The sequence below is a fragment of the Cloacibacterium sp. genome, assembly GCF_047601505.1.
Classification (GTDB): Bacteria; Bacteroidota; Bacteroidia; order Flavobacteriales; family Weeksellaceae; genus Cloacibacterium.
Genome location: NZ_JASGJD010000001.1, coordinates 506,176 through 531,006 on the forward strand (window position 1 = coordinate 506,176; position 24,831 = coordinate 531,006).

24 protein-coding genes and 1 pseudogene are annotated in these 24,831 nt (G+C 30.0%); 18 read left to right on the forward strand and 7 right to left on the reverse strand.

Going from position 1 to position 24,831, the window contains the following annotated elements; genetic code table 11:
- Positions 1-6 precede the first annotated feature (6 nt).
- The 4 genes from QM746_RS02295 to QM746_RS02310 all read left to right on the forward strand — a co-directional run bounded on the left by QM746_RS02295 (position 7) and on the right by QM746_RS02310 (position 5,536).
- On the forward strand, positions 7-2,160 hold the full coding sequence (locus QM746_RS02295; RefSeq protein ID WP_414982731.1) for a patatin-like phospholipase family protein: 2,154 nt from the start codon (positions 7-9) through the stop codon (positions 2,158-2,160).
- A gap of 12 nt (positions 2,161-2,172) precedes the next feature.
- The gene (gene ybeY / locus QM746_RS02300) at positions 2,173-2,577 is read left to right on the forward strand and encodes an rRNA maturation RNase YbeY (RefSeq protein ID WP_414982732.1); all 405 of its coding nucleotides are present in this window, start codon (positions 2,173-2,175) and stop codon (positions 2,575-2,577) included.
- A gap of 193 nt (positions 2,578-2,770) precedes the next feature.
- Positions 2,771-4,633, forward strand: a complete 1,863-nt coding sequence (gene mnmG / locus QM746_RS02305; RefSeq protein WP_414982733.1) for a tRNA uridine-5-carboxymethylaminomethyl(34) synthesis enzyme MnmG — start codon at positions 2,771-2,773, stop codon at positions 4,631-4,633.
- A gap of 84 nt (positions 4,634-4,717) precedes the next feature.
- Complete coding sequence (locus QM746_RS02310; protein ID WP_414982734.1) at positions 4,718-5,536, forward strand: class I SAM-dependent methyltransferase; 819 nt, start codon at positions 4,718-4,720, stop codon at positions 5,534-5,536.
- A 175-nt stretch (positions 5,537-5,711) separates the two neighbouring features.
- On the opposite strand, the gene QM746_RS02315 is transcribed toward QM746_RS02310, so the two are convergent.
- Positions 5,712-6,902 (reverse strand): phosphoglycerate kinase, encoded by a 1,191-nt coding sequence (locus QM746_RS02315; protein ID WP_414982735.1) that lies wholly within the window; start codon positions 6,900-6,902, stop codon positions 5,712-5,714.
- 671 nt (positions 6,903-7,573) lie between these two features.
- Here QM746_RS02315 and rpiB point away from each other — a divergent pair.
- The 14 genes and pseudogenes from rpiB to tsaB all read left to right on the forward strand — a co-directional run bounded on the left by rpiB (position 7,574) and on the right by tsaB (position 18,345).
- Positions 7,574-8,005 carry a ribose 5-phosphate isomerase B gene (gene rpiB / locus QM746_RS02320; protein ID WP_414982736.1) on the forward strand — a complete coding sequence of 144 codons (432 nt, stop codon included), beginning with the start codon at positions 7,574-7,576 and terminating at the stop codon, positions 8,003-8,005.
- Between the two features lie 63 nt (positions 8,006-8,068).
- Positions 8,069-10,216, forward strand: coding sequence for a ribonuclease R (rnr, locus tag QM746_RS02325; protein ID WP_414982737.1), 2,148 nt, complete (start codon positions 8,069-8,071; stop codon positions 10,214-10,216).
- Between the two features lie 79 nt (positions 10,217-10,295).
- Complete coding sequence (locus QM746_RS02330; RefSeq protein WP_374360962.1) at positions 10,296-10,985, forward strand: LysE family translocator; 690 nt, start codon at positions 10,296-10,298, stop codon at positions 10,983-10,985.
- Positions 10,986-11,016: 31 nt separating this feature from the next.
- Positions 11,017-11,946, forward strand: a complete 930-nt coding sequence (locus tag QM746_RS02335) for a S66 peptidase family protein (protein ID WP_414982738.1) — start codon at positions 11,017-11,019, stop codon at positions 11,944-11,946.
- A gap of 2 nt (positions 11,947-11,948) precedes the next feature.
- On the forward strand, positions 11,949-12,311 hold the full coding sequence (locus QM746_RS02340; protein WP_414982739.1) for a hypothetical protein: 363 nt from the start codon (positions 11,949-11,951) through the stop codon (positions 12,309-12,311).
- Positions 12,312-12,683 (forward strand): YraN family protein, encoded by a 372-nt coding sequence (locus QM746_RS02345; RefSeq protein ID WP_414982740.1) that lies wholly within the window; start codon positions 12,312-12,314, stop codon positions 12,681-12,683.
- Positions 12,683-13,423: a prolipoprotein diacylglyceryl transferase family protein gene (locus tag QM746_RS02350; protein WP_414982741.1), complete on the forward strand. Its 741-nt coding sequence runs from the start codon at positions 12,683-12,685 to the stop codon at positions 13,421-13,423. Before QM746_RS02345 ends, QM746_RS02350 begins: the two co-directional genes overlap by 1 nt.
- A complete protein-coding gene (locus tag QM746_RS02355) occupies positions 13,420-14,256 on the forward strand; it encodes a DUF3800 domain-containing protein (RefSeq protein ID WP_414982742.1) in 837 nt (278 codons plus the stop codon). The genes QM746_RS02350 and QM746_RS02355 overlap by 4 nt, the downstream gene beginning before the upstream one ends.
- 152 nt (positions 14,257-14,408) lie before the next feature.
- Positions 14,409-15,819 (forward strand): annotated as a pseudogene (locus tag QM746_RS02360) (radical SAM protein).
- Complete coding sequence (locus QM746_RS02365; protein WP_414982743.1) at positions 15,807-16,007, forward strand: hypothetical protein; 201 nt, start codon at positions 15,807-15,809, stop codon at positions 16,005-16,007. Before QM746_RS02360 ends, QM746_RS02365 begins: the two are co-directional and overlap by 13 nt.
- Positions 16,008-16,065: 58 nt before the next feature.
- Positions 16,066-16,266: a hypothetical protein gene (locus QM746_RS02370; protein WP_414982744.1), complete on the forward strand. Its 201-nt coding sequence runs from the start codon at positions 16,066-16,068 to the stop codon at positions 16,264-16,266.
- 66 nt (positions 16,267-16,332) lie between these two features.
- On the forward strand, positions 16,333-17,085 hold the full coding sequence (locus tag QM746_RS02375; RefSeq protein WP_414982745.1) for an SDR family NAD(P)-dependent oxidoreductase: 753 nt from the start codon (positions 16,333-16,335) through the stop codon (positions 17,083-17,085).
- A gap of 19 nt (positions 17,086-17,104) precedes the next feature.
- Positions 17,105-17,665 (forward strand): hypothetical protein, encoded by a 561-nt coding sequence (locus QM746_RS02380; protein ID WP_414982746.1) that lies wholly within the window; start codon positions 17,105-17,107, stop codon positions 17,663-17,665.
- Positions 17,662-18,345: a tRNA (adenosine(37)-N6)-threonylcarbamoyltransferase complex dimerization subunit type 1 TsaB gene (gene tsaB, locus QM746_RS02385; RefSeq protein WP_414982747.1), complete on the forward strand. Its 684-nt coding sequence runs from the start codon at positions 17,662-17,664 to the stop codon at positions 18,343-18,345. The genes QM746_RS02380 and tsaB overlap by 4 nt, the downstream gene beginning before the upstream one ends.
- 40 nt (positions 18,346-18,385) lie before the next feature.
- Here the strand turns inward: tsaB and QM746_RS02390 are convergent, their stop codons facing one another.
- The 6 genes from QM746_RS02390 to QM746_RS02415 all read right to left on the reverse strand — a co-directional run bounded on the left by QM746_RS02390 (position 18,386) and on the right by QM746_RS02415 (position 24,804).
- A complete protein-coding gene (locus QM746_RS02390; protein WP_414982748.1) occupies positions 18,386-20,857 on the reverse strand; it encodes a tetratricopeptide repeat protein in 2,472 nt (823 codons plus the stop codon).
- A 90-nt stretch (positions 20,858-20,947) separates the two neighbouring features.
- Positions 20,948-21,508 carry a Maf family nucleotide pyrophosphatase gene (locus tag QM746_RS02395; protein ID WP_414982749.1) on the reverse strand — a complete coding sequence of 187 codons (561 nt, stop codon included), beginning with the start codon at positions 21,506-21,508 and terminating at the stop codon, positions 20,948-20,950.
- 97 nt (positions 21,509-21,605) lie between these two features.
- Positions 21,606-22,124, reverse strand: coding sequence for a KdsC family phosphatase (locus QM746_RS02400; RefSeq protein ID WP_414982750.1), 519 nt, complete (start codon positions 22,122-22,124; stop codon positions 21,606-21,608).
- Positions 22,125-22,204: 80 nt separating this feature from the next.
- On the reverse strand, positions 22,205-22,960 hold the full coding sequence (locus tag QM746_RS02405) for a Rossmann-like and DUF2520 domain-containing protein (RefSeq protein ID WP_414982751.1): 756 nt from the start codon (positions 22,958-22,960) through the stop codon (positions 22,205-22,207).
- Positions 22,961-22,984: 24 nt separating this feature from the next.
- On the reverse strand, positions 22,985-23,881 hold the full coding sequence (locus tag QM746_RS02410; protein WP_414982752.1) for a glycosyltransferase family 2 protein: 897 nt from the start codon (positions 23,879-23,881) through the stop codon (positions 22,985-22,987).
- A 5-nt stretch (positions 23,882-23,886) separates the two neighbouring features.
- The gene (locus QM746_RS02415; protein WP_414985112.1) at positions 23,887-24,804 is read right to left on the reverse strand and encodes a glycosyltransferase family 9 protein; all 918 of its coding nucleotides are present in this window, start codon (positions 24,802-24,804) and stop codon (positions 23,887-23,889) included.
- Positions 24,805-24,831 lie beyond the last annotated feature (27 nt).

A 24,831-nucleotide genomic window follows, 5' to 3' on the forward strand; every position in this document is an offset into this window, starting at 1 on the left:
TACAATATGAAAAAAATTATCTCTGTCTTTTTTGTACTCTGTTTCATATTGAGTTTTTCTCAGGTTAAAGAGAATTTAGTAATCCCGAAAAATCCTAAAATTGGACTTTCTTTAGCTGGAGGAGGTGCAAAAGGTTTTGCACATGTGGGTGTTTTAAAAATTTTAGATTCTCTGGGTGTAAAGGTAGATTATATCTCCGGAACAAGCATGGGAGCTATTGTTGGAGGTTTGTACGCTTCTGGATACACTGGAAAAGATATAGAAAAAATTGTAATGGAAACAGATTTCTATAATCTTCTCAGTAATTCCGACAATAGAGCAGAATCTTCTTTTTTTAATAAATCTGTAGATAAATATCTCTTAAAAGTACCCATAAAAAATGGAAAAGTAACTTTGCCATCTTCTATTTCTTCTGGACAAAAGAATATATATTTATTAAAAGAACTTTTTAAAAATGTATCCAATATTCAAGATTTTAGTAAACTTCCAATCCCTTTTTTGTGTGTAGCAACGAATCTCGAAAGTGGAAAAACAAAGGTTTTTGAAAATGGAGATTTACCAGAAGCTATACTTGCAAGCTCAGCTTTTCCATCATTAATGGATCCTGTAAAAATTGGAGATAGCATCTATGTAGATGGTGCAATGACGGTAAATTATCCTTCGGAATTTCTAAAGAAGAAAGGAATTGATATTGTAATTGGTGTAGACTTAAACCAAGGACTTAGCAAAAGAGATAAAATAAATAGTATTGTTGACATTCTAAATCAAGTAATTGATTTTGGGATTGTAAAAGAAACAAAAAACCAATTAAAATATACTGATGTAAATATTAAACCTAATCTTGAAGGTTTAAACAGTACGAGCTTCGACGAAAAAAATAAAATTCTGAAATCTGGTTATGACGAAGCCATGAAATATCTGGAAATTCTAGATAAACTCCCTAAAAAGAATTTTGATAATCTTAGGATGCCCATTAATCCTATTTACTCTAATATCTATAAAATAGACGACGTAGAAGTAGAAAACAATAAAATATATGACAAAGACTATATTATTGGAAAAATGATGCTAAAACTGCCCTCATCTCAAACGTATGGTTCCATCAATAAAATGATTGATAAACTATATGCTACCAATAATTATAAAATAATTAATTACGAAATTATCCAAAAAGATAATAAAAATGTTTTAAAACTTATTGTAACCGAAGATAACAACAGATTATTCTTAAAATTTGGTTTGCATTACGATGATATTTTTAAATCTGGATTACTTGCAAATATTACAGTAAAAAGACTTTTTTTCAAAAATTCGAGTATTTCTATTGACGGAGTTTTTGGTGATAAATCTAGATATTATGTAAACTATTTTATAGATAATGGGTATATTCCTGGTATTGGGCTTAATGCTTCCGGAATGAGTTTTGACCTTAAATCACAAGATAAATTAGCTTATGAAACCTGGAATTGGTACAGAACAGAGCTTTTTATACAATCTACTTGGAGAAATAAATTTGCTATTGGAGGCGGTATAAGCTATGATGTTTTCAATGGTAAGAATCTTTTTACAGGAGATAGAAGAAAAACAGATTACTTAAACCCTTATGTTTTTCTAAAAGGAGATACACAAGATAGTAAAACTTTTCCAAAAAGAGGTTATTACACCAATATAGAAGCGAAATCTTATGATTTCATAGAAAGTGGCACAAAAGAAAAATCTTTTCAAATAAAGGCAGATATTAGAGGTAATTTTCCTATTACAAAATTCCTCACGTATAGATTAAGAACTTTTTATGGAGTTTCATTTAATACAGTTGACGATTTTTATCAATATCACCTCGGAGGTATATTTGAGCAAAATTTGGTAAACTTTGTTAAATTTAACGGTTACGAATTTGGAGAAGCCAGCAACAATAATGTTTTCACCGTTGGAAATGATTTTCAATTTAATTTTATGAAAAATTATTATGTAACGGCAAGTCTTAGTGTAGGAAATTTATTTGATAATTTTAATGATGCAAATTTCATCAAAATTAATTATTCTTCTTTTGGAATTACAGCAGGATATGATTCACCGTTCGGACAAATCAAAATAAATTATAGCAATGCCTTTAAAGATAAACCAGGAATTATAGCAGTAGTTCTTGGTCATTGGTTTTAAATTATATTAAAAATGATACATTTTTTTTACGAAAACACTTCAGAAATAATAGAAGAAAATATCAAACCTTGGATTGAAAAAATCATCATAACAGAAGAAAAAAGATTAGGAGAAATTAATTACATATTCTGTGACGACGAATATTTACTCAAAATTAACCAAGATTATCTGCAACACGATTATTATACAGACATCATAACTTTTGATAACGTACGTGGAAAAACCATTTCAGGAGAGATTTTTGTATCTTTGCAAAGAATTAAGGATAATGCTAGTCTTATTTCAAAAAACTATGAAGAAGAAACCAGAAGAGTAATTGCTCACGGCATTCTTCACCTTTGTGGTTATAAAGATAAAACTGATGAACAACAAAAAGAAATGAGAGCTAAAGAAGATTTTTATTTAAATATTTTTTAAAGACAAAACTTCAAATTAATTACTTTAAACTTCTTATTACAACCTTTAATTTAACTTTTATAATTCAAAAAAAATAAGAATTATTGGGTATTTTAAAAAGGTTTAAATAATTAATTTTTATTACTAAAAAACCAAAATGTTTCACGTGAAACATTACCATAAAAAAAAGGAATTTATATTTAAAAAATTATAGATGTTATTTAACGAAACATATGATGTAATAGTAGTTGGAGCAGGCCATGCAGGATGCGAAGCAGCAGCAGCAGCAGCTAATTTAGGCTCTAAAACTATTCTTATTACCATGAATATGCAAACTATTGGACAAATGTCTTGCAACCCAGCAATGGGAGGTATTGCAAAAGGACAAATTGTAAGAGAAATAGATGCAATGGGAGGATATAGTGGAATAATTGCTGATAAATCTGCTATTCAATTTAAAATGCTAAATCTATCAAAAGGACCTGCAATGTGGTCTCCTAGAACTCAAAATGATAGAATGAAATTTGCTGAAGAATGGAGATTAGCATTAGAAAATACAGAAAATCTTGATTTTTTTCAAGATATGGTAAAGTCTTTAATCATTAAAAATGGTAAAATAGAAGGCGTTATCACCTCTTTAGGAATCGAAATAAAAGGAAAATCTGTAGTTCTAACCAACGGAACTTTCTTAAATGGACTCATTCACGTAGGTGATAAACAACTTGGAGGAGGAAGAATGGGAGAACCAAAAGCGTATGGAATTACAGAACAATTAGTAGATATAGGTTTCGAAGCTGGTAGAATGAAAACAGGAACTCCTGTAAGAGTTGACGGTAGAAGCTTAGATTATTCTAAAATGGAAGAACAAGCTGGAGACACAAATCCACAGAAATTTAGTTATCTAGATACACCAAAATTAACTAAACAACGCAGCTGTTACATTACTTACACCAACGAAACTGTACACGAAATTTTAAGAACAGGATTTGATAAATCTCCTATGTTTAATGGCACTATTCAAAGTATAGGACCAAGATATTGCCCTAGTATTGAAGATAAAATCAACAGATTTGCAGAGAGAAATCGCCATCAATTATTTGCAGAACCAGAAGGCTGGAACACGGTAGAAGTTTACGTAAATGGTTTCAGTTCTTCCCTTCCAGAAGATGTACAATTAAAAGCACTTCATCATGTTCCTGGATTTGAAAAAGCTAAAATTTTCAGACCTGGTTACGCAATTGAATACGACTACTTCCCTCCTACTCAATTAAAACACACTCTTGAAACAAAATTAGTAGAAAACCTTTATTTTGCTGGTCAAATTAACGGAACTACTGGTTACGAAGAAGCAGCAGGACAAGGTTTAATGGCAGGAATTAACGCACACAATAAAATACACGAAAAAGAAGAATATATCCTTAGTAGAGACGAAGCATACATCGGTGTTTTAATAGATGATTTAATTACAAAAGGCACAGAAGAACCTTACAGAATGTTTACATCTAGAGCCGAATATAGACTGCTTTTAAGACAAGATAATGCGGATATAAGACTTACCGAAAAAGCCTATAAACTAGGTTTAGCACGTGAAGAAAGGCTTAAAAAAATGGAAGAAAAAGTAGAAAAATCTACAGAATTAGAAGAATTTCTAAGAGAAACTTCCTTAAAACCAGGTATTATCAATCCAATTCTTGAAGAAAACGAAAGCTCACCTGTAGACCAAGCATACAGAGCAGCTCAAATATTAACAAGACCTAATATTACTTTAAATAAACTTTCTGGTATTGATTTCATCAAAGAAAAAGTAGAAAATTACAACGAAGAACAGAAAGAACAAGCAGAAATTAATATCAAGTACAAAGGATATATAGAAAAAGAAAAGGAAAATGTTGCTAAATTATTAAGACTAGAAACTATCAAAATTCCAGAAGATTTTGATTATTCTAAACTTTCTTCTCTATCTACAGAAGCTAAACAAAAATTAAATAAAGTAAAACCTGCAACTATTGCACAAGCTGGTAGAATTAGCGGAGTTTCTCCATCAGATATTAATGTTTTATTAATCTATTTAAAATAATGTTTCACGTGAAACAATTTTTGTACAATGTAAAAAGTTTTCATGTACATTGTACTTTTTACATAAATACTTTTTACAATTAAAATGAAAATCAAAGACCATTTTCTTTCAAAAGAAGAATTCGAAATTAAAGAAACAGAAATAAAGGGTATTTTTAAAACCTACCCTATTCCAGAAAATATAGGTAAATATTATGAGAGCAAAGATTACATTTCTCACCATCAAGATTCTAATTCTTTAAAAGAGAAAATATATAAATTTGCTCAATCTTTTAACTTAAATTACAAAAGAAATATACTTTCTGAAGTTACTTTCGAAAACGCTAAAGTTTTAGATTACGGTTGTGGAGCTGGCGAATTTCTTAAACATATAGAAAATGATGTAGAAACTTTTGGATTTGAACCAAGCAACGATGCTAGAAATTTTGCAAAACAAAAAACTTCAAAAACAATTTTTATTGAAAATTTGAATGAACTTCAAAATGAGAGTTTAGATGTCATAACACTTTGGCATGTCTTTGAACACATAGAAAATCAGACAGAAATACTCTCTTTATTTAGACAAAAATTAAAACCAAATGGTTCTTTAATTATAGCAGTTCCAAATTGTACTTCTTTCGATGCAAAATATTATAAAGAATTCTGGGCAGCTTATGATGTACCTCGTCATCTATTTCATTTCTCAAAAAATGGAATGAAAAAATTATTCAATACAGAAAATTGGAAATTAGAAAAAATAAAACCTCTCTTACTCGATTCTTATTATATTTCAATTTTGAGTGAAAAATATAAGAAAAATCCTCTTTTTTTCATTTTTGGAGGAATTCTTGGAGCAATTTCAAACATAAAAGCATTAAAAACAGGTGAATTTTCAAGTTTGATATATATTATCAGAAAAATATAGAAAATCGATTTTTAAACCATTTCTGAAAGCCGATTTTTAAGAATTTTCTCTATTTTTTTTTAAATTTAAAAAACTATAACAATAAAAATTAAAATCTATTTCAAAAATATAGTCACAAAAAAATCTTCAGAAAATTTCTGAAGATTTTTTTTATAAAATTTATATTTTTAAAATTTTAATTATTGATAGCAGCAACTCCTGGAAGTTCTAAACCTTCTAAAGATTCTAACATTGCTCCACCTCCTGTTGAAACATAAGAAACTTTATCACCATATCCGTTTTGTTTTACAAATGCTACAGAATCTCCACCTCCTACTAAAGAGAATGCTCCTAATTTTGTTGCTTCATAAATACTATCACCTAAAGCTTTAGTACCATTTGCAAAATTTGGCATTTCAAAAACCCCAACAGGTCCATTCCAAAGGATTGTTCTAGAATTTAATAAAACATCATTATTAATTTCTCTTGTTTTACTACCAGCATCCATTCCTTGCCATCCTTCCGGAATTTCATAAATATCAACTTCTTTTCTATCAGCATCATTACTGAAATCATCAGCTACTACTACATCTACTGGTAAGAAAACTTTTACATTATGTAATTTAGCTTTTTCTAAAATTTCTAGAGCCAAATCCATTTTATCTGCTTCTAACAAAGAATTACCAATATTACCACCAAGAGCTTTAACAAAAGTGAAAGACATACCTCCACCAATAATTAAATTATCTACAGCTGGTAAAATATTTTCAATAATAGTAATTTTTGTAGAAACTTTAGAACCACCTAAAATAGCAGTAATAGGTTTTTCTCCGCTTCTTAATACTTTATCAATAGCTTCTAATTCTTTAGCCATTAGTAAACCGAAAAATTTAGTTGAAGGAAAGAATTTAGCAATTACAGCTGTAGAAGCATGAGCTCTGTGTGCAGTTCCGAAAGCATCATTTACATATACATCACCTAATTTTGCTAATTTACCAGCAAATTCTTCATCACCAGCTTCTTCTTCATTGTAAAATCTAAGATTTTCTAACAAAAGAACTTCTCCTGCTTGTAATTCAGCTGCTGCTTTTTCAGCTACTTCACCAATGCAATCTGAAGCAAATTTTACTTCTTTTCCTAAAACTTTAGAAACTTCTGCAACGATGTGAGAAAGAGAAAAATCTGGATTTACTTTTCCTTTTGGTCTTCCAAGGTGAGTCATAATAATTACAGCTCCTCCTTCATTCAAAATCTTATCAATAGTAGGTTTTGCGGCTACTATTCTGGTATTATCAGTTACGTTTTTATTTTCGTCTTGAGGAACATTAAAATCAACTCTGATAAGAGCTTTTTTCCCTGCGAAATTAAAATCATTAATTGTTTTCATAAATTCTATTATTATTAAAATTATTTTTTCATTAGGATTACAAATTTAAGATTTCTAAAATGGCAAAAAGAAAATAACTGAGAAAAATTTCCACAAACTGACGAAAAACATTTTCTAACAACTTTTTCTTAATTTAAAAAAAAAGAAATAGTGTATTGTTGTTGTAGTTGTGAATGATGTGGAAAAAAAACAATTAATTTTTTCGTAACAATTAGTTGAACTTCAATTCATATATAATTAACATTGCAACTGGTTGATTTTTAGTTTAAATTAACACTTATTAACAATTGTTAATATCTATTGAATTGATAGATTATTCATAAAAATGATGCGGAAAACTTCATGATTGGCACACGGAAAACTCTAATAAAAAAATTATTCTTTTTTAAAATTAAATTCTCATTACACATTTTATTTGAAAGTAAAAAGAAATAGTTAATAGGAGTTTTCCACACGTTTATTTAAAGTTGTTAACATTTGTTTTTCATTATTAACATTATCAATATAAATTAATGAAAATGAACTAATTATAAAGAAAATATTTATGTTAAGAATTTCTTAAAATTCTGAATATCAAACCTATCAATTTTATTAATCTATTATTATTAATCCACAATTCAAATTAAAAGCCGTAATTTTGTGTATAATAAAAAGAATAAGCTGAAAATAAAATGAAAAAAATAGCAATAGCAGCAGATCACGCTGGTTTCGAATACAAAGAATTTGTAAAAAAACATTTAGAAGCAACGTATGAAGTAAAAGATTTTGGTACTTATTCTCCAGATTCTGTAGATTATCCAGACTTTGTACATCCGGCAGCTAAAGCAGTAGAAAATGGAGAATGTGAATTAGGAATTCTTTTTTGTGGAAGTGGACAAGGTGTGCAACTTACCGCCAACAAACATCAAGGGATAAGATGCGCATTGGCTTGGATGCCAGAAATTGCAGAATTGTCTAGACAGCATAATAATTGCAATATGGTAGCAATACCAGCCAGATTTATTGCTAAAGAATTTGCAATACAAATAATTGAGAAATTTCTCACCACAGATTTTGAAGGAGGAAGACACCAAAACAGAGTAAATAAAATAACTTGTATATAAACTAATCTCCGACGAAAGTTGGAGATTTTTTAAATTCATATATTTCTAATAATTTTAAAAAATATGAAACAACAACATAAATCACAAAAACAAGACCAGAAACTTCGTGATATAGGAAGGTTAATTCTGCGTTTTATGAATAAAAAAACATCTAAAATCTACAATTATAAGCAGATTGCAGATGGTATTGAATATAAAAACCCAAGACAAAGAGAATTGGTCATTCAGGCGCTTCATAAATTAAAAGCCGAAGACAAAATAAAAGAAACAGATAAAAATAAATACATCTTAAACCTTCAAATTACTGATACTTTAACGGGAGTTATCGATTTTGCAGCTAACGGAAATGCTTATGTAAAAGTAGAAGGTTTAGAAGAAGATATTTTTATTCATCAAAAAAATGTAAAAGATGCTCTACAAGGAGACACCGTTCTTATTGTAACTTATCATTTCAAAGGCAAGAAGCTAGAAGGCTCTGTTTTAGAAGTTTTAGAAAGAGCAAGTGATACTTTTGTAGGAACTTTTCAGTATGTACAGCACAAAGATTTTGGCTTTGTAGTGGTAGATAAAAAACAAATAAACAATGATTTTTTCATTCCAAAAAATAAAATAAATGGAGCCAAAGATGGAGAAAAAGTTGTAGTAAAAATGCTGAATTGGGATGCTAATTCTAAAAATCCAGAAGGAGAAATTATTCAAATTTTAGGATTATCTGGCGAACACGAAACCGAAATTCATTCTATTTTAGCCGAATACGGTTTGCCTTATGATTTCCCAACAGAAGTAGAAGCAGATGCAGGAAAAATTGATAGAACAATAACACCTGAAGAAGTGAAAAAACGTCGTGATATGCGTAAAATTCTCACTTTTACCATAGACCCAAAAGATGCAAAAGATTTTGATGATGCCATTTCTTTACAAAAACTAGATAACGGAAATTGGGAAATTGGTGTTCACATTGCAGACGTTTCTCATTATGTAAGACCAGGAACAATTTTGGACGATGAAGCTTATAAACGTGCTACTTCGGTGTATTTGGTAGATAGAGTGGTTCCAATGCTGCCAGAAGTTTTGAGTAATGATGTTTGTAGCCTTCGTCCTAATGAAGATAAATTTACTTTTTCGGCAGTTTTTGAACTCAATGAAAATGCAGAATTGGTAAATCAATGGTTTGGCAGAACGATCATTCATTCAGACAGAAGATTTGCTTATGAAGAAGCGCAAGAACGTATAGAAACAGGGAAAGGAGATTTAGCCGAAGAAATTTTATTGTTAGATAAACTCGCAAAAATCTTAAGAAAAGAACGTCTAAAACACGGTGCTATTGCTTTCGATAGGATGGAAGTAAAATTCAATTTGAATGAAAATAATGATCCTATTGGTGTTTATTTTAAAATTTCTAAAGATGCCAATCATTTAATTGAAGAATTTATGCTTTTGGCGAATAAAAAAGTATCAGAATATGTTTCTTTAACCAGAAAAGGCGAAGAAACCGGCAATACATTTGTTTATAGAATTCACGATGACCCAGACCCAACTAAATTATTAGCTCTTAAAGACTTTGTTTCTACTTTTGGATATAGAATGAATTTGGCTAATTCTAAAAAAGTTGCCGAATCTATGAACAAACTTTTAAAAGATGTAAAAGGAAAAGGCGAAGAGAATATGGTGGAAACACTAGCCATGAGAACCATGAGTAAAGCGGTATATTCTACCGAAAATATAGGACATTACGGTTTAGCTTTTTCTCACTATTCGCATTTTACATCGCCCATTAGAAGATATCCGGATTTGGTAGCTCATAGGCTTTTGCAGCATTATTTAGACGGAGGGAAATCTCCAAATGCAGCAGAATACGAAGAAATGATGAAACATTGTAGTGCACAAGAACGTTTGGCAGCAGATGCAGAAAGAGATTCTATAAAATATATGCAGGTTAAATTTATGGAAAAACACGTAGGAGAATTTTTCGAAGGCGTGGTTTCTGGTACAGCAGATTTCGGTTTTTGGGTAGAAATTCCAGAAAATGGCGCAGAAGGACTCATCAAATTGAGAGATTTAATAGATGATTCTTATTTCCACGAACCAAAATCTCACTCTATTGTTGGGATGAGAACAGGAAGAACTTTCCAATTAGGTGATACTGTGAAAATTAAGGTTATAAAAGCAAATTTGGTAGCCAAACAATTAGATTTTAAAATTGTAGATTGATTTAGAATAATATACCTGATTATTTTTTTAATCTTTAATTTCTTAAATCTTTAAATTCATATTTTCTTATCTTTGTTAAATGCTTGAACTTATAATTTCGGCAATCGGGTTAGGATTTATGTTGAGTCTGGTTTTTATCGGACCAATATTTTTTCTTTTGATTGAAACCAGCTTTTCTAGAGGGCATAAACATGCTTTAGCCTTAGATATTGGAGTAATTTCTGCGGATATTCTTTGTATTGTAGCTTCCTATTTTGCGAGTGGAGATATTGTTACGATAATAGATGATCATCCTGGTTTTTATAGAATTACGGCTCTTATTATCTTTGTTTATGGTATTTTTATGATGGTTTCTAAAACCAAAATGCACCTTCCGGATGAAGCTAAATTTATAAGCCAAAATTATTTTAAAACCTTTATCAACGGTTTTTTGTTTAATCTTCTAAATGTTGGAGTTATTCTTTTTTGGTTGGTTACTGTAATTTCGGTAAGAAATCAATATCCTGATACACAGAATTTTATAATTTATATTTGTCTGGTTATTGCTACTTATCTTAGCATAGATTTAATCAAAATTCTATTAGCAAAGCAGTTTCACTACAAACTCACCGAAAAGTTAGCAAATAACATCCGAAAGACAGTAGGTATTATTTTAATGGCTTTTAGTTTTTTTGTTTTTCTTCAAAGTTTTAAAAAATTCAATCAGTTTGATAAACGTTTGGAAGAAGCAGAACGCACCGAAGTAAAATACCGAAAAAGTACAAATTAATAAGTTTTAAAATTTAATCAATTTAATTAAAATGAAATCTGTTGTTTTTCCTAAATCTTTAAAAAAAGGAGATAAAATTGCTATTATTTCTCCAGCTGGTGCTGTAGAAGAATCTCATCTAACGCAGACTTTAGATTTAATTAAAAATAAAGGTTACGAACCTGTAATTGGAAAACATACTTTTGGTAAATTTTCTAATGGCTATAACTATTCAGGAACGGAGGAAGAAAGAATTCAAGATATAAATTGGGCTCTAAACAACTCAGAAATTTCTGCAGTTTGGGCTTCAAGAGGAGGTTATGGTTGTCAGCATCTTTTAAAACATTTAACGTTAAAAGAATTTAAAAAAAATCCGAAATGGTATATTGGTTATTCGGATAATACAGTGATACAAAGCTATTTATTGAAAAACGATTTTGCTTCTATCCACGGACAAACCATTAAAACTCCAAGTTTTGGAGTTTCCGAAGAAAGTTATACCGAAATTTTTGATATTTTAGAAGGTAAAAAGCTTAAATATTCTGTAGAAAAACATCAATTCAACAAAAAAGGAAAAGCAGAAGGCGAATTAATTGGAGGTAATTTGGCGCTAGTTTATGCACTTCTCGGCACTAAGTTTTCTTTTGATTTTAAAGACAAAATTCTTTTTTTAGAAGATATAGGAGAAAATTTTTACTCTTTAGATAGAATGTTAATGAGCCTAGATTTAGCGGGTGTTTTCAAGAAAATTACTGGTTTAATTATCGGAGGAATGACCAATATGGGAAGCGAAAACGAAAATAAAAACTATGAAGAAAGTTTTGATGAATTTGCTTACGAAATTATTGCTCATCGTCTAAAAAAATACCACTTTCCTACTCTATTTGCATTTCCAAACGGACATATTTTTGATAACCGTCCGCTTATTATTGGTGCAAAAGTCAAAATGGAAGTTGGCGAAAAAGTAAATTTAAATTTTTAAAAATGCCTAATTTTATCAAAATACTTCTCGCAATTCTTATTGTTTCTGTTTTAGGATTTTTTATAGCCACTCATTTTATAGAAAAATCTTTCGAAGAAAACAATAAAAATGCTTTTCAAAAATGGGAAAAGCAAACTTTTTTACCAGATGATTTTCAAGGAATTGTAAAGAATTCTGATGATAAATTTGGAGCTTATAGAATCGAAATAAAAACGTTCAATAAACAAGATAAACAATTGGTTTTGTGCGAATTATTTCCAGAGTTGAAAGCTGGAGATACCATTATAAAAAAGAAATCTGATAAAAATATTTACTATTTAAGAAATGGTAAAAATCTAATTTTGGAGTATAAATTTTGTTATTAAATGGCAGACCACAACGATTTTGGCAAATTGGCAGAAGAATTAGCAGAAAGTTTTTTAGTAGAAAAAAACTATAAAATTTTGGTTAAAAATTACCGTTATCTAAAAGCGGAAATAGATATTATTGCCCAATTCGAAAATCAAATTGTAGTTGTGGAAGTAAAAGCCAGAGCTACAGATGCTTTTATGTTGCCTCAAGAAGCGATTAACAAAAAGAAAATCAGATTAATAGTATCTGCTGCCAACGAATTTTTAGAAACCAATAATATTGAATTAGAAACCAGATTTGATGTAATTTCTGTACTTCCGAACGAAAAGGGTAAACTAGAAATTACACATATCGAAAATGCTTTTTACGCATTTGATGCAAATTGATGAATTTCCCATTATTTTTTGAAATACAAGGACATAGATATTATCTGCACATCATTTTTGAAGTGTTAGCTTTTTTTATTGGGGTACGTTATTATTATTTTTTAAAAAGAAATTATAAGGATAACATTAGTAATATCAATAGATTATGGATTATGTTGGGCGCAATGATTGGTGCTTTAATAGGTTCGAGATTAATAGCAGCTTTTGAGATTAAAGATTTTTTACAGAGTGTTAGTTTTTTAGAATTTTACAATAATAAAACCGTTTTAGGAGGTTTTTTGGGTGGACTTTTCGGAGTGGAAGGAATCAAAAAATTGATTGGCGAAAAAGAATCTTCTGGAGATTTATATGTTTTACCCATTATTTTAGCTCTCTTTATTGGCAGAATAGGTTGTTTTTCTATGGGAATTGCAGAACCAACATTTGGTGTAGAAACCGATTTTTTCCTTGGAATAAATTTAGGAGATGGAAAGTTGCGCCATCCAATTATGCTCTATGAAATGGGATTTTTGGCGGTTTTATTTGTCTTTTTCAAAAAATTGCTTCAAAAAGAATTCCGAAATTATAAAAACGGAGACGCTTTTATCATCTTTATGCTCTTCTACTTCACTTTCAGATTTTTAATGGAATTTTTAAAACCGAGATACGAAATATTTTTAGGCTTAACCATTATCCAATGGTGCGGAATTTTTATTTATATTTATTATTGGAAGTTTTTTAGAAGAATTTGTAATAAATGAGACAATCAAAAGAATATTTTATTTGGTGTGATGAAAGTGTGAAAAAAGGAAAATTTTTTTCTAATTTTTATGGTGGTGTCTTAATTCAGTCTAAACATTTACAAGAGGTTACTCAAAAACTTAATGAAATAGTTTCTGAAATAAAAATTACAGAGGAAATAAAATGGCAAAAAGTTGATGCATACAAATTACCAGCTTTTAAAAAACTAATGGATGTTTTTTTTGATTTAGTTAAGGAAAACAAAATTAAAGTAAGGATAATGTTTAAACAAAATGCACTAGTTCCAAATAAACTTCTTGATGAGCATTTTCAAAATGAATATTTTTTATTGTATTATCAGTTTTTCAAACATCATTTTGGACTTCAATATTCAAACGAAACAGGAGAAGATGTTTTTATTCGTGCTTACTTTGATTATTTACCAGATACTTTATCTAAACGACAACAATTTAAAGAGTACATTAAAGGATTAGAAAGTTTAAAATCATTTAAAGAAGCCAAGATTAGATTAAGGAAAAATGACATTACTGAGGTTAACAGCAAAGAACATCTTCCTCTTCAATTTCTAGATGTAGTTTTAGGGGCAATGCAATTTAGACTAAATAATCTTCATAAAGAGAAGCCTTTAGGAAAAAGAATTAGAGGTAAAAGAACAATTGCCAAAGAAGAATTATACAAGTATATCCTCCAAAAAATAAGAACTATAAAACCAAATTTTAATATTGGAATAAGTACTGGAAAAAATGAGATTTCTGATAAATGGAACCACGAATATCGCCACTGGAGCTTTAAACCAAAAGATTTTGAGATAGATAAAACAAAATACAAATAAAAAAAACTCCGTTCTACCTACATAAAAATTTCAAGCAAGCTTGAACGTTCGGTTAGCTACAGAGTTTGATGCAAATTTAAAAAAAAATTTAAAACAAATAAAAAAAATATAATAATTTTATAAAATTAGCTTATCAATCAAAACTAATACAAATGCACAAACAAAGAGATTACATTTACTACGATTATACCAAAAGTCTTTGCCCAGAATGTTTGGAGACGATAGATGCAAAGATTGTTTTTAGAGACAGCAAAGTTTGGATGCTCAAAAATTGTAAAACTCACGGCGAATCTGAAGTAATTATTGCCGATGATGTAGAATATTACAAACAAATCAGAAACTATAATAAACAATCGGAAATGCCACAAAAATTCAATACAAAAGTGCATTTGTTGTCCATACGATTGTGGTTTGTGTATAGACCACGAACAACATTCTTGCCTTTCGATTGTGGAAGTTACGGATAGATGCAACCTTACTTGTCCAACTTGCTATGCCAATTCTGCATCAAATTACGGTAGGCATAGAACTTTGGAAGAAATCAACAGAATGTTTGATACTATTGTAGAAAACGAAGGAGAACCAGATGTGGTGCAAATTTCTGGTGGCGAACCAACCGTTCATCCGCAGTTTTTTGAAATTCTTGATTTAGCAAAATCAAAACCTATAAAGCACTTAATGCTCAATACCAACGGAATACGTATCGCTAAAGACAAAAATTTTGTAGAAAAGTTGGCGACTTATATGCCAGATTTTGAGATTTATTTGCAGTTTGATAGTTTTAAGCCAGAAGTTTTAAAAGAATTGCGTGGCGAAGATTTAACAGAAGTTCGTAAAAGAGCTATAGAAAACCTCAATGAATTTAATCTTTCTACAACCCTAGTAATTACTTTACAAAAAGGTTTGAATGATGATGAAATAGGCGAAATTTTAGATTATGCTTTGAAACAAAAAGCAGTGAGAGGTGTTACTTTTCAGCCAACGCAATTTGCAGGTAGAACAGAAAATGAAGGTTCAAAATCTCAAAAAATGACACTTACAGAAGTTCGTAGAAAAATTGTAGAACAATCTAATGTTTTCACCAAAGAAGATTTAATACCAGTTCCGTGTAATCCTGATGCGCTTTGTATGGCGTATGCTTTGAAACTAGATAATGGCGAAGAAACCGACGTTTTCCCAATGACGAGGTACATTAATCCTGAAGATATTCTCAATAATTCTAGAAGTACCATAGTTTACGAACACGACGAAAGAATAAAGGAACACATGACTAATCTTTTCAGTACGGGAATTTCTGTAGATTGTGCAGGTAGCGAAGGTGGAGAATTTGAGCAGTTAATGTGTTGTTTACCAACCGTAAAATCAGATACTTTGGATTATTCTAATCTTTTTAGAATTATTATTATGAATTTTATGGATGCAAATGATTTTGACGTAAGAGCAGTAAAAAAATCTTGCGTTCATATTGTGAGTGATCATTATAAAATGATTCCTTTCGAGACGATGAATTTACTTTACAGAGATGGAAAAATTAAAGAAATAAGAGAACAATGGAAGGTTTAATAGCGTTAATCATTATTATATCAATTATTTATTGGGGAGCTGCAATTTTTTTAACAATTAGCGGAACAATAATTCTTGTTAAAAATAAAGATGAATCAAGGAAAACAGAAGGAATTTCTAAACTGATTGTAGGAATAATTATGTTGATTATTGGAGGAAGTTTTTGTGGTCCTTTCATTAATGTTTGAAGGAATAAAATAATTCAATTGCCATTTCAGCCTTAGGAATATGAACTAACAATAAATAATGGATAAAGATACTTTAGTAACCTTAGGAATAATCATGGAAATAGCTTCTGTTGCTATTTTTACTGTCGCATTTTTTGTCGCTATTTTTTGTAAATTTTATAGAAAAAAAGCATTAATTACAATGATAGTTTGTGTAATCACTTGTATTATTGGATTTGGAATTTGTGCCAATAATTTTTCTCTTGGTAGAATGAACTAATTAAAGCAAAAAACTAACTTTGCAATCAAAATATTGTACATATAACTTGTGCAAAATACATTTAAAATGAAAAAAACAATATTCATTACAGGAGCAACTTCGGGAATTGGAAAAGCAACTGCCGAAATTTTTGCAAAACAAGGTCATAGATTAATTATTTGTGGCAGAAAAAAACAAGTTTTAGAAGATTTGCAAATTCAATTGAGCAATATTACGGAAGTCTATAGTTTAATTTTTGATGTTAGAAATCAAAAAGAAGTAGAAAATGCAATTAACTCACTTCCCGAAGAATGGAAAAACATAGATGTTCTCATCAATAATGCCGGAAATGCTCATGGTTTAGAACCAATTTCCGATGGAAATATTGCAGATTGGGATGCGATGATGGACGGAAATGTGAAAGGACTACTCTACGTTTCTCAACCCATTATTAAATTAATGAAAGCTAGAAATTCTGGACAAATAGTTAATATTTCTTCCGTTGCTGCCAGACAAACGTATGCCAATGGTGTAGTTTATTGTGCTTCAAAACGAGCTGTGGATGTAATTTCCGAAGGAATGCGTCTAGAACTTACCGAATTCGGTATAAAAGTTACCAATATACAACCGGGAGCTGTAGAAACAGATTTTTCTGTGGTAAGATTTAAAGGTGATGATGAACGTGCAGCAACTGTTTATGCAGGTTACGAGCCACTAATTGCAGAAGATATTGCTGATGCTATTTCGTATTGTGTAAATGCACCAGACAGAGTTTCTATTGCAGAATTGTGCATCTATCCAAAAGCGCAAGCAGAACCTAGAACGATTTTTAGGAAATAATATTAAAAACTAATAATGTATGAATTTAGAAAATTTATATTTGAAACTAAAACATTGGCAATTGTTCTTAATCTTTTTTTTATCAATGTTTATATTGCAAATAGGAATGATTCCGACACTTATTTTAAGTAAAGAATATAATTATTTAGGGATAATTATAGGACTATTTACAGGATTAGGTGTTTTATTATTCTTAGGATGGTTCTATTTTATTATTAAAGGATTAGATAAAAAAATTGAAAATCAGAATTTAAGAATTTATAAAAAATACTTTCTTTATTTATTGTTATTTCCTGTATTATATTTAACAATAGTACTAAGTGTTTTACCTCAGGGCTTTACAATTTCTACAGAAGGAAGTACTGTAAAAACAATTTGGCAGATTTTTATTATTCCAGCTCATTTATTTTCAATGTTTTGTATTTTTTTCATGCTTTATAAGGCTGCTAAAACAATTAAAACAGTTGAATTGCAAAAAAAAGTTACATTCTCTGATTTTGCAGGAGAATTTTTTCTTTTATGGTTTTCTCCTATTGGAATTTGGATTTTACAGCCAAAAATTAACAAATTTGTAGCATGAAAATTTTACACATAGAAACATCCTCAAAAAACTGTTCTGTTGCCATTTCTGATGGCGAAAAACTATTATGTCTTTGCGAAGAAGTTTCAGAAAATTATAAACAATCAGAATCGTTACACACTTTTGTAGAATGGGCTCTGGAAGGCGCAGAAATTTCTTTAAAAGATTTAGATGCCGTTTCTTTAGGAAAAGGGCCGGGTTCTTATACAGGTCTTAGAATTGGCGCAGCTTCGGCAAAAGGGTTTTGCTACGGATTGAAAGTTCCATTAATCGCAACAAATTCTTTAGAAACGATGATAGAGCCTTTTTTAGGCAAAAACTATGATATTGTCGTTCCATTAATCGATGCGAGAAGAATGGAGGTTTATTGTGCTGTTTTTGATGGAAATTCGGGAGAAATGATTACAGAAACGGAAGCTAAAATTCTAGACGAACAATCTTTTACAGAATTAGAAGGTAAAAAAGTTCTTTTTGTAGGAGATGGCGCTGCTAAAGCCAAAGATATTTTACAAATTTCTAATGCAGAATTTGATGCAAATATTTATCCTTCGGCAAAATATTTAATTAAAAAATCAGTGGAAAAATTCAACCAAAAAGATTTTGAAGATGTGGCATATTTTGAGCCATTTTATTTGAAAGATTTTCATGGTGTGAAGAAAAAATCTTCTGAAAATTCATAAAAAATAAAGCGAAATTGAAGTTCTCAATTTCGCTTTTTAATTATTTATCTTTTTTAAGTTCTACAGGTCTCAGAGGTTGTGGGTCATCTTCTTGTTGCATTTCCTGCAAACTTTTTATTCTGTTATCCTTTTGCATTGGCTTTGCCGGAATATTATTTTGTGGTTGAGTAGCAGTTGGCGCTGGAACCTGAGGATTTATAGGATTTCCATTGGCGTCAAATTGTTCCACTTTTAAATCGCTTTTCAAATATTCTAGCATTTGTTTCGCTTTTATACCTTCAGAAGTTTTAGGATAATTCAGCATTAATTGTTCTAACTGAAGAATCATAATCTCTTTTCCAGCAGTTTTTCCGGTGTTAAATGCTTGTAATAAAGTGAATTTAGGGATTAAAACATCTTTAGGATATTTTTGTAAAGCTTCATCAATTAGTTTTTTAGAATCTTCATATTTTCCTTCTTCGAAAAGTTGATAAGCCTCAGCATATTTATTAAGAACTTCTGTATCCGAACTTGTAAATTCTGCTTTTTTAGGATTTTTCACAAATTCTGCGTAAGAAGTATAAGGATATTTCTGCAAAATAAGTTGTTTGGCACGTTCTGCAGCATTTGGATTTTTCTCATAATTCATAGAAAAAATCTGGTAAAGTGCTTGTAATTCTGTTTCTTCGTCTGTATTAGAATCTACCAAATCATAGAGCGTTTTGGTAGCTAAAGGTGTGTTAGAAAAGAAGTTTTCGTACATTCTGCCTATTCCCAAAGTTGCTGTGTCTCTGTCTTTTTTAAGAACAGCGAGTTCCTCTGTTTTAGTAGGAATTTTTTCGATATAAAAATCTGGTTCAAATCTTCTAGGATTGGGAGCGGAGTTAATTCCAAGAGCTTCATTTTTAAGGTCTTCTATAGAATTTTGTTTGGTAGAAGTTCTCCAGTTGTCTGTTAAAGCTCTGTTTCCCCAAATTTGTTTAAAATCTGAATTCCCTTTAGAAACGGTAGATAGATTTGCAAAGTAAAAAGTCTTGCTTCCACCGCTGAAATCCATAAAAGAACTGGTATTATTTGTACTATTTAATAAAGCAAAATCTGTAGTTTCGAATTTGTTATTTTTATTTTTTTCTGCTTTTTTCTTAGCCATTTCGTCTTTGGCTTCTTTGGCTTTTATCGTTTCTATATGTTTGGTAAAATAAGCAATTTTTTCATCGTTAGACATTTTGGTAAGCTTCAAAATACTATCATTTTTCTTGATGAGATAATAGTTTTTAGAAACTTGTTTTATGTTTTCGGTAAGAGATTTTAGACTTTCTTTTGCAGGAGGATAATTCATAGCAGCATAGGCAGAATCGTAATAAACACCAGCACTTAAGTAATCATTTTCTTCAAAATGTTTTTTTCCAATTTCGTAATAAGCAAAACCTCTAATTTGAGAATCCGAAATTTTTTCTTTTACAGATTTTTTAAAATAATCTTGCGCTTCGTCTTTTTTGCCCGCTTTATTCGCCATCAAACCAAGAGCGTAATAAAATTCGTTCTTTCTGGAGGCGTAAGTTCCTTTTTTACTGATGTTTTCTAAATATTTTTTTGCACCTTCGTATTCATCATCTTTACCGTTGAAGGTTTTTGCAATTTCGATTTGAGATTTCACTTCAAATTCAAAATTCCTAGCATTTTTATAGGCGGTAACGAAACTTTCTCTTGCTTTTTCGTTTTCTCCCAAACTCGCCAGAATTTGACCTCTTAAAAACGCAATTCTGCTTCGTAATTTTTTGTTTTTGTTGAATTTATAAGCTTCTTCTAATTCGGAGATAGCATCTTCTTTTTTGCCAGATTCTAAGAGCATTTCTGAGTAGAAAACACTCAATAGTTTTTTATCAGATTTTTTTAATTTTTCTTTTTTTAAATCTCTAAAACTTTCATCAGATTGATAAAAATCTCCCATTTTTCCATAAGCGTAAGCTTCATATATTTTGGCAAGATTTAACCTTTTATCTTTAGGAAAATTTTTCTTCAAAGTATTGATGGCGTCTAATGCTTCTAAATTTTTCCCTTGAAATAATCTAGCTTTTGTTAAGAGAATATAAGCATCAAAAATCTGTTTGTTTTTTTCTTTTCCACCAAAAATCATAGAGTGTTTTTCGATGGCTTTTAAAGCTTTAATTTCTGCAATTTGAAGCGTTCCAGCGCTATTTCCACCTGCAGAAATGCTATTGTCTGGAGCATCGTCTCTATAAAAATCTGCGGGAGGAACTCCTTCATCATTACCAGAAACACCCAAATTTTCCATTGAAGAAGCAGAAACTTGTTCTTCGTAGGTTAGCAATTTAATGTAAGGTGCATAAAAATTGTCTTTGTAAGACTTTTCTCTTTGTGTAAGTTCAGATTTTAAGGCTTCTTTTCCGTTAAAAAGAACGTTGTATTGAGTAGTAAAACCTTGGTATTTTCTATTCACAAAACCATTTTTCCTTGGCGAACATGCCAAGATAACGGTGAGAGCTAATAGAAAAGGTATATTTTTTTTCATTCAGGTGTTTTAATAACAAAATTTGCTCACTTTTATTGTGATAAGCAATAAATAACACGTAAAAATACTAAAATTTTATGTTAGAATTTCTTAGAGATTTAATTCTTTAAAAGTTTTATAAACCAAATGTGTTGGCAAACCCATAATGGTGTAAAAACTGCCATTAATTCTAGAAATTTTTGCCATCCCTAGCCATTCTTGTATTCCGTAGCTTCCCGCTTTGTCGAAAGGTTGATAATTTTTGATGTAAAAATCTATTTCTTCATTAGAAATTTCATCAAATTCTACTTCTGCAACATCTGTTTTGGTGATGATGTTTTCTGATGTTTTAAAAGAAATTCCGGTGTAAACCTGATGTGTTTTTCCAGATAAATGTTGCAACATTTCTACCGCTTCTTCCCTATTTTTTGGTTTTCCTAGAACTTTATTTTCAAAAGTGACTACAGTGTCTGCGGTGACTAAAATTTCGTAATTTTCAATTTTTCTAAAGGCATTTGCTTTAAGTTCAGACAAAAAAGAGGCAATTTTTTCTACTTCTAAATTTTCTGGATAAATTTCGTCACAATTGATAGAAACTAATTCAAAAGCGAAGCCTAAATTTTGTAAAAGCTCTTTTCTTCTTGGTGAATTAGAACCGAGTAATATTTTCATTTTTCTTTGTAAAGTTGTTAATTTGTAAAGTCGTGAAATTGTAATAATAAATTTATTTAAGACGATTTTGCAACTTTACGATTCAGCGATTTTACATTTAGATACTTTGCGTATCGTCTTCTTCCCAATTTCCTTGCACTTTCAGCACTTGTTCTATCACATCTCTTACAGCGCCTTTCCCACCAAAAATAGGTGAAATATAATCTGAAATTGCTTTCACTTCTGCAACAGAATTGGGTGGACAAGCAGAAATCCCAGAAACTTTCATCATTTTAATATCCGGAATATCATCTCCCATGGTTAGAATTTCTTCGTTTTGTAGGTTGTATTTAGCTTTGAAATCTTCAAATTTTTCTAACTTTTGATGAACTTTAGCATAATAATCTGTAATTCCTAAATAATGAATTCTGTGGCGAACCATTGCATCATCTCCACCAGTAATTACTCCAATTTTATAGCCTTTTTTAAGCGCTTTTACTACGGCATAACCGTCTAAAACGTTCATTACTCGGCACATATTTCCTTCGGGTAAAAGGTAAACACTTCCGTCTGTGAAAATGCCGTCCACATCAAAAACAAAGGCTTTTATATTTTTTAATTTTTCTAAATAACTCATATTTTCTAAGTTGTAAATTTGTAAAACTGCAAAATTGTAAAGTGAAAAATTACGATTTACGACTTTACAAATAAGCGATTTTACTCAAAATGATACATTTTTTTTATCGATTCGTTTAAGGTTTTATAGATTTTTAGTTTTTCTTCGTCGGTAATCAATTGTTCGTGGAGTTCTAGAATTCTGTTGTCTCCTCTTACTGCTGGTCCTGTTTGCGCTAATTTTGGTTCTAATTCGTGAATTTTCTGCGTAGTTTCATCAATTAATGGTAAAAAATATTCAAACGGAATATTTTGGCTATCAGAAATTTCCTTGGCTCTTGCAAATAAATGATTGACAAAATTACATGCAAAAACTGCTGTTAAATGAATGTATTTTCGTTTTTCATCATTGGCAAACATTACATTTTTAGAAATTTTTAAAGCTAAATTTTTTAGAATTTCGGCATCTTTTTCGTTTTCGGAATCAATGAAAAAAGGAATTTTTTTGTACTCTAATTTTTTAGATTTTGAAAAAGTTTGAAGAGGATAAAAGACAGATTTTCTGTAATTTCCAACCAATGCTTCACGTGAAACAGAACCAGAAGTATGCGCTACCAAACAATTTTCTTTCTTGATGAATTGAGAAACCTCTGCAATGGAAGAATCACTTACCGAAATAAGATACAAATCTGCATCTGCAATGTTTTCTGTAGAAAAAGGGATGCTAAGTTCTTCGGAAATTTTAGAAAGTTCGGCTTTGTTTCTTCCAAAAATTTGAGACACTTCTACTCCACTTTCTTTGAAAGCTTTTGCAAGGTGATAAGCTACATTTCCGGAACCAATAATTACGATTTGCATATCACAAAGGTAAGATTTTTGTCTTTAAATGTTTTCTACAAAAATCCCTAATTTGTAAATATCTAAAAACTTGAGAGAAACATTTTTATGAATAAGAATGTATTTTAAAAAGAATTTGTTGATTTTGAAGAATAAAGAAAATATTTTATCTAAACGATATTTTTTTAGTGTTATATAAAATTTTATGAGCTTTATTTCTGAAATTAAATCTTTGTAATTTGTAGATTTATATAAGAATGATAAGTTTTTTGCTGCTTCTTCGGATTTAGTTAAATAATTTAGATTTGTTTCTAAATCTACATTTGTAATAACATTTTCAATATGATTGATATGTATGTTTTTTTCTTTGAGTTGCAAAGAAAAAATAAGGTCTTCATAGCCATATTGTTTTAAGTCTTCATTAAATTTTTGGGTTTCAAAAAGTTGTCTTTCAATTAAAAAATTATTGGATTGAAAACTTAGATATGGATTTTTTTTTCTTGTTTCTACATGTTGTGACTCTCTAAATTTAGAATAATTCCATCTTAAAATATATTTTCGATGAGGAACGGAATCATTAGGAATTCTTCCTCCATAGATTACTGTAGAATTGGCATTTTCAGTTATAAAATCGATGTAATTTTTAATGAAATTTTCTGAAATTATTTTAGCATCACAATCCAAAAAAAGCAAAAAATCTCCTGATGCGTAGTTCAAAAAAAGATTTCTAATTGCAGAACGCCCGATGTTTTTTTCGAGGAAAATAAATTGAGTTACATTATTTTTTAAGGGTTCGTTAATAGTTACAAATTCTTTTGTTGAAGCATCGTCTATTAAGATAATTTCTGCATTAAGTTTCTGATTTTCAATTTCTTTACTTAAATAAAAAACCAATTCTCTAACATCAAAATTATAAACCGGAATGCAAACAGAAATTTTCATTTTTTCTAAATTTTATTCATAATTTCTGAAATTTCTATTTGGTTAAGACAAGCATAATCTCCTCTATAACAAGGTTTATTGCCAAAAACAGAACAAGGTCTGCATTCTAAATCAGAGATTTCTACAATATCTTTTTCAGATTGTCCGTAGCCGAGAAATCCCGCAAAATAGTGTGTTGTTCCCCAAACCGACACTACTCTAGTTCCTACCAGACTAGCCAAATGCATATTTGCCGAATCCATAGAAATCATCACTTCTAATTCTGAAATTTTTTTGAGTTCTTCTTTAAGCGAAAGTTTACCAGCGAGAGAAGTTGTATTTTCAATTTCACTTTCCCATTGTTTTAGAATTTCCACTTCTTTTTTTCCTCCTCCAAAAAGAAAAACTTCATTCTTTTGAGATAAAATTTTCACCAATTCTAAAGATTTTTCAATAGGAAGCATTTTACCAAAATGTTGCGCAAAAGGAGCAAATCCAATTCCTGATTTTTGATGAGAATTTTCTGTTAATTGATGAGAAAGTTTCAGCGAGAAACCTAATTTTCTAAAAACATCTGCATATCGTTCTGGTGTAGATTTCAGAGTTTTTTTTATTTTGTTTTCTTTGCGAGTAAGTTCGTTTTTTTCTTTTCGTCCTTTGTCTATTGTAGCGGTTTTTTTTCTTCTCAACTTGAAAAGAATCGTCATTATTTTGGTACGAAGAACATAGTGTAAATCTGCTACAAAAGTTGGTTGGTGTTCTTTATTAAGTTTTTTTACCAATTTTCTTAAACCAAAAACACCTTTGTAATCGTCTAAATTTACGCCACAAAAAGTTAGTCTTTCGATGTTTAAAAATAAATCTGAGAAATTTTTTCTGGATACGAATACAATTTCTACTTGAGGATTCTGTGCCAAAAATTCCTTTAAAACTGGAACAATCATGGCGACATCTCCGAATGCGGAAAAGCG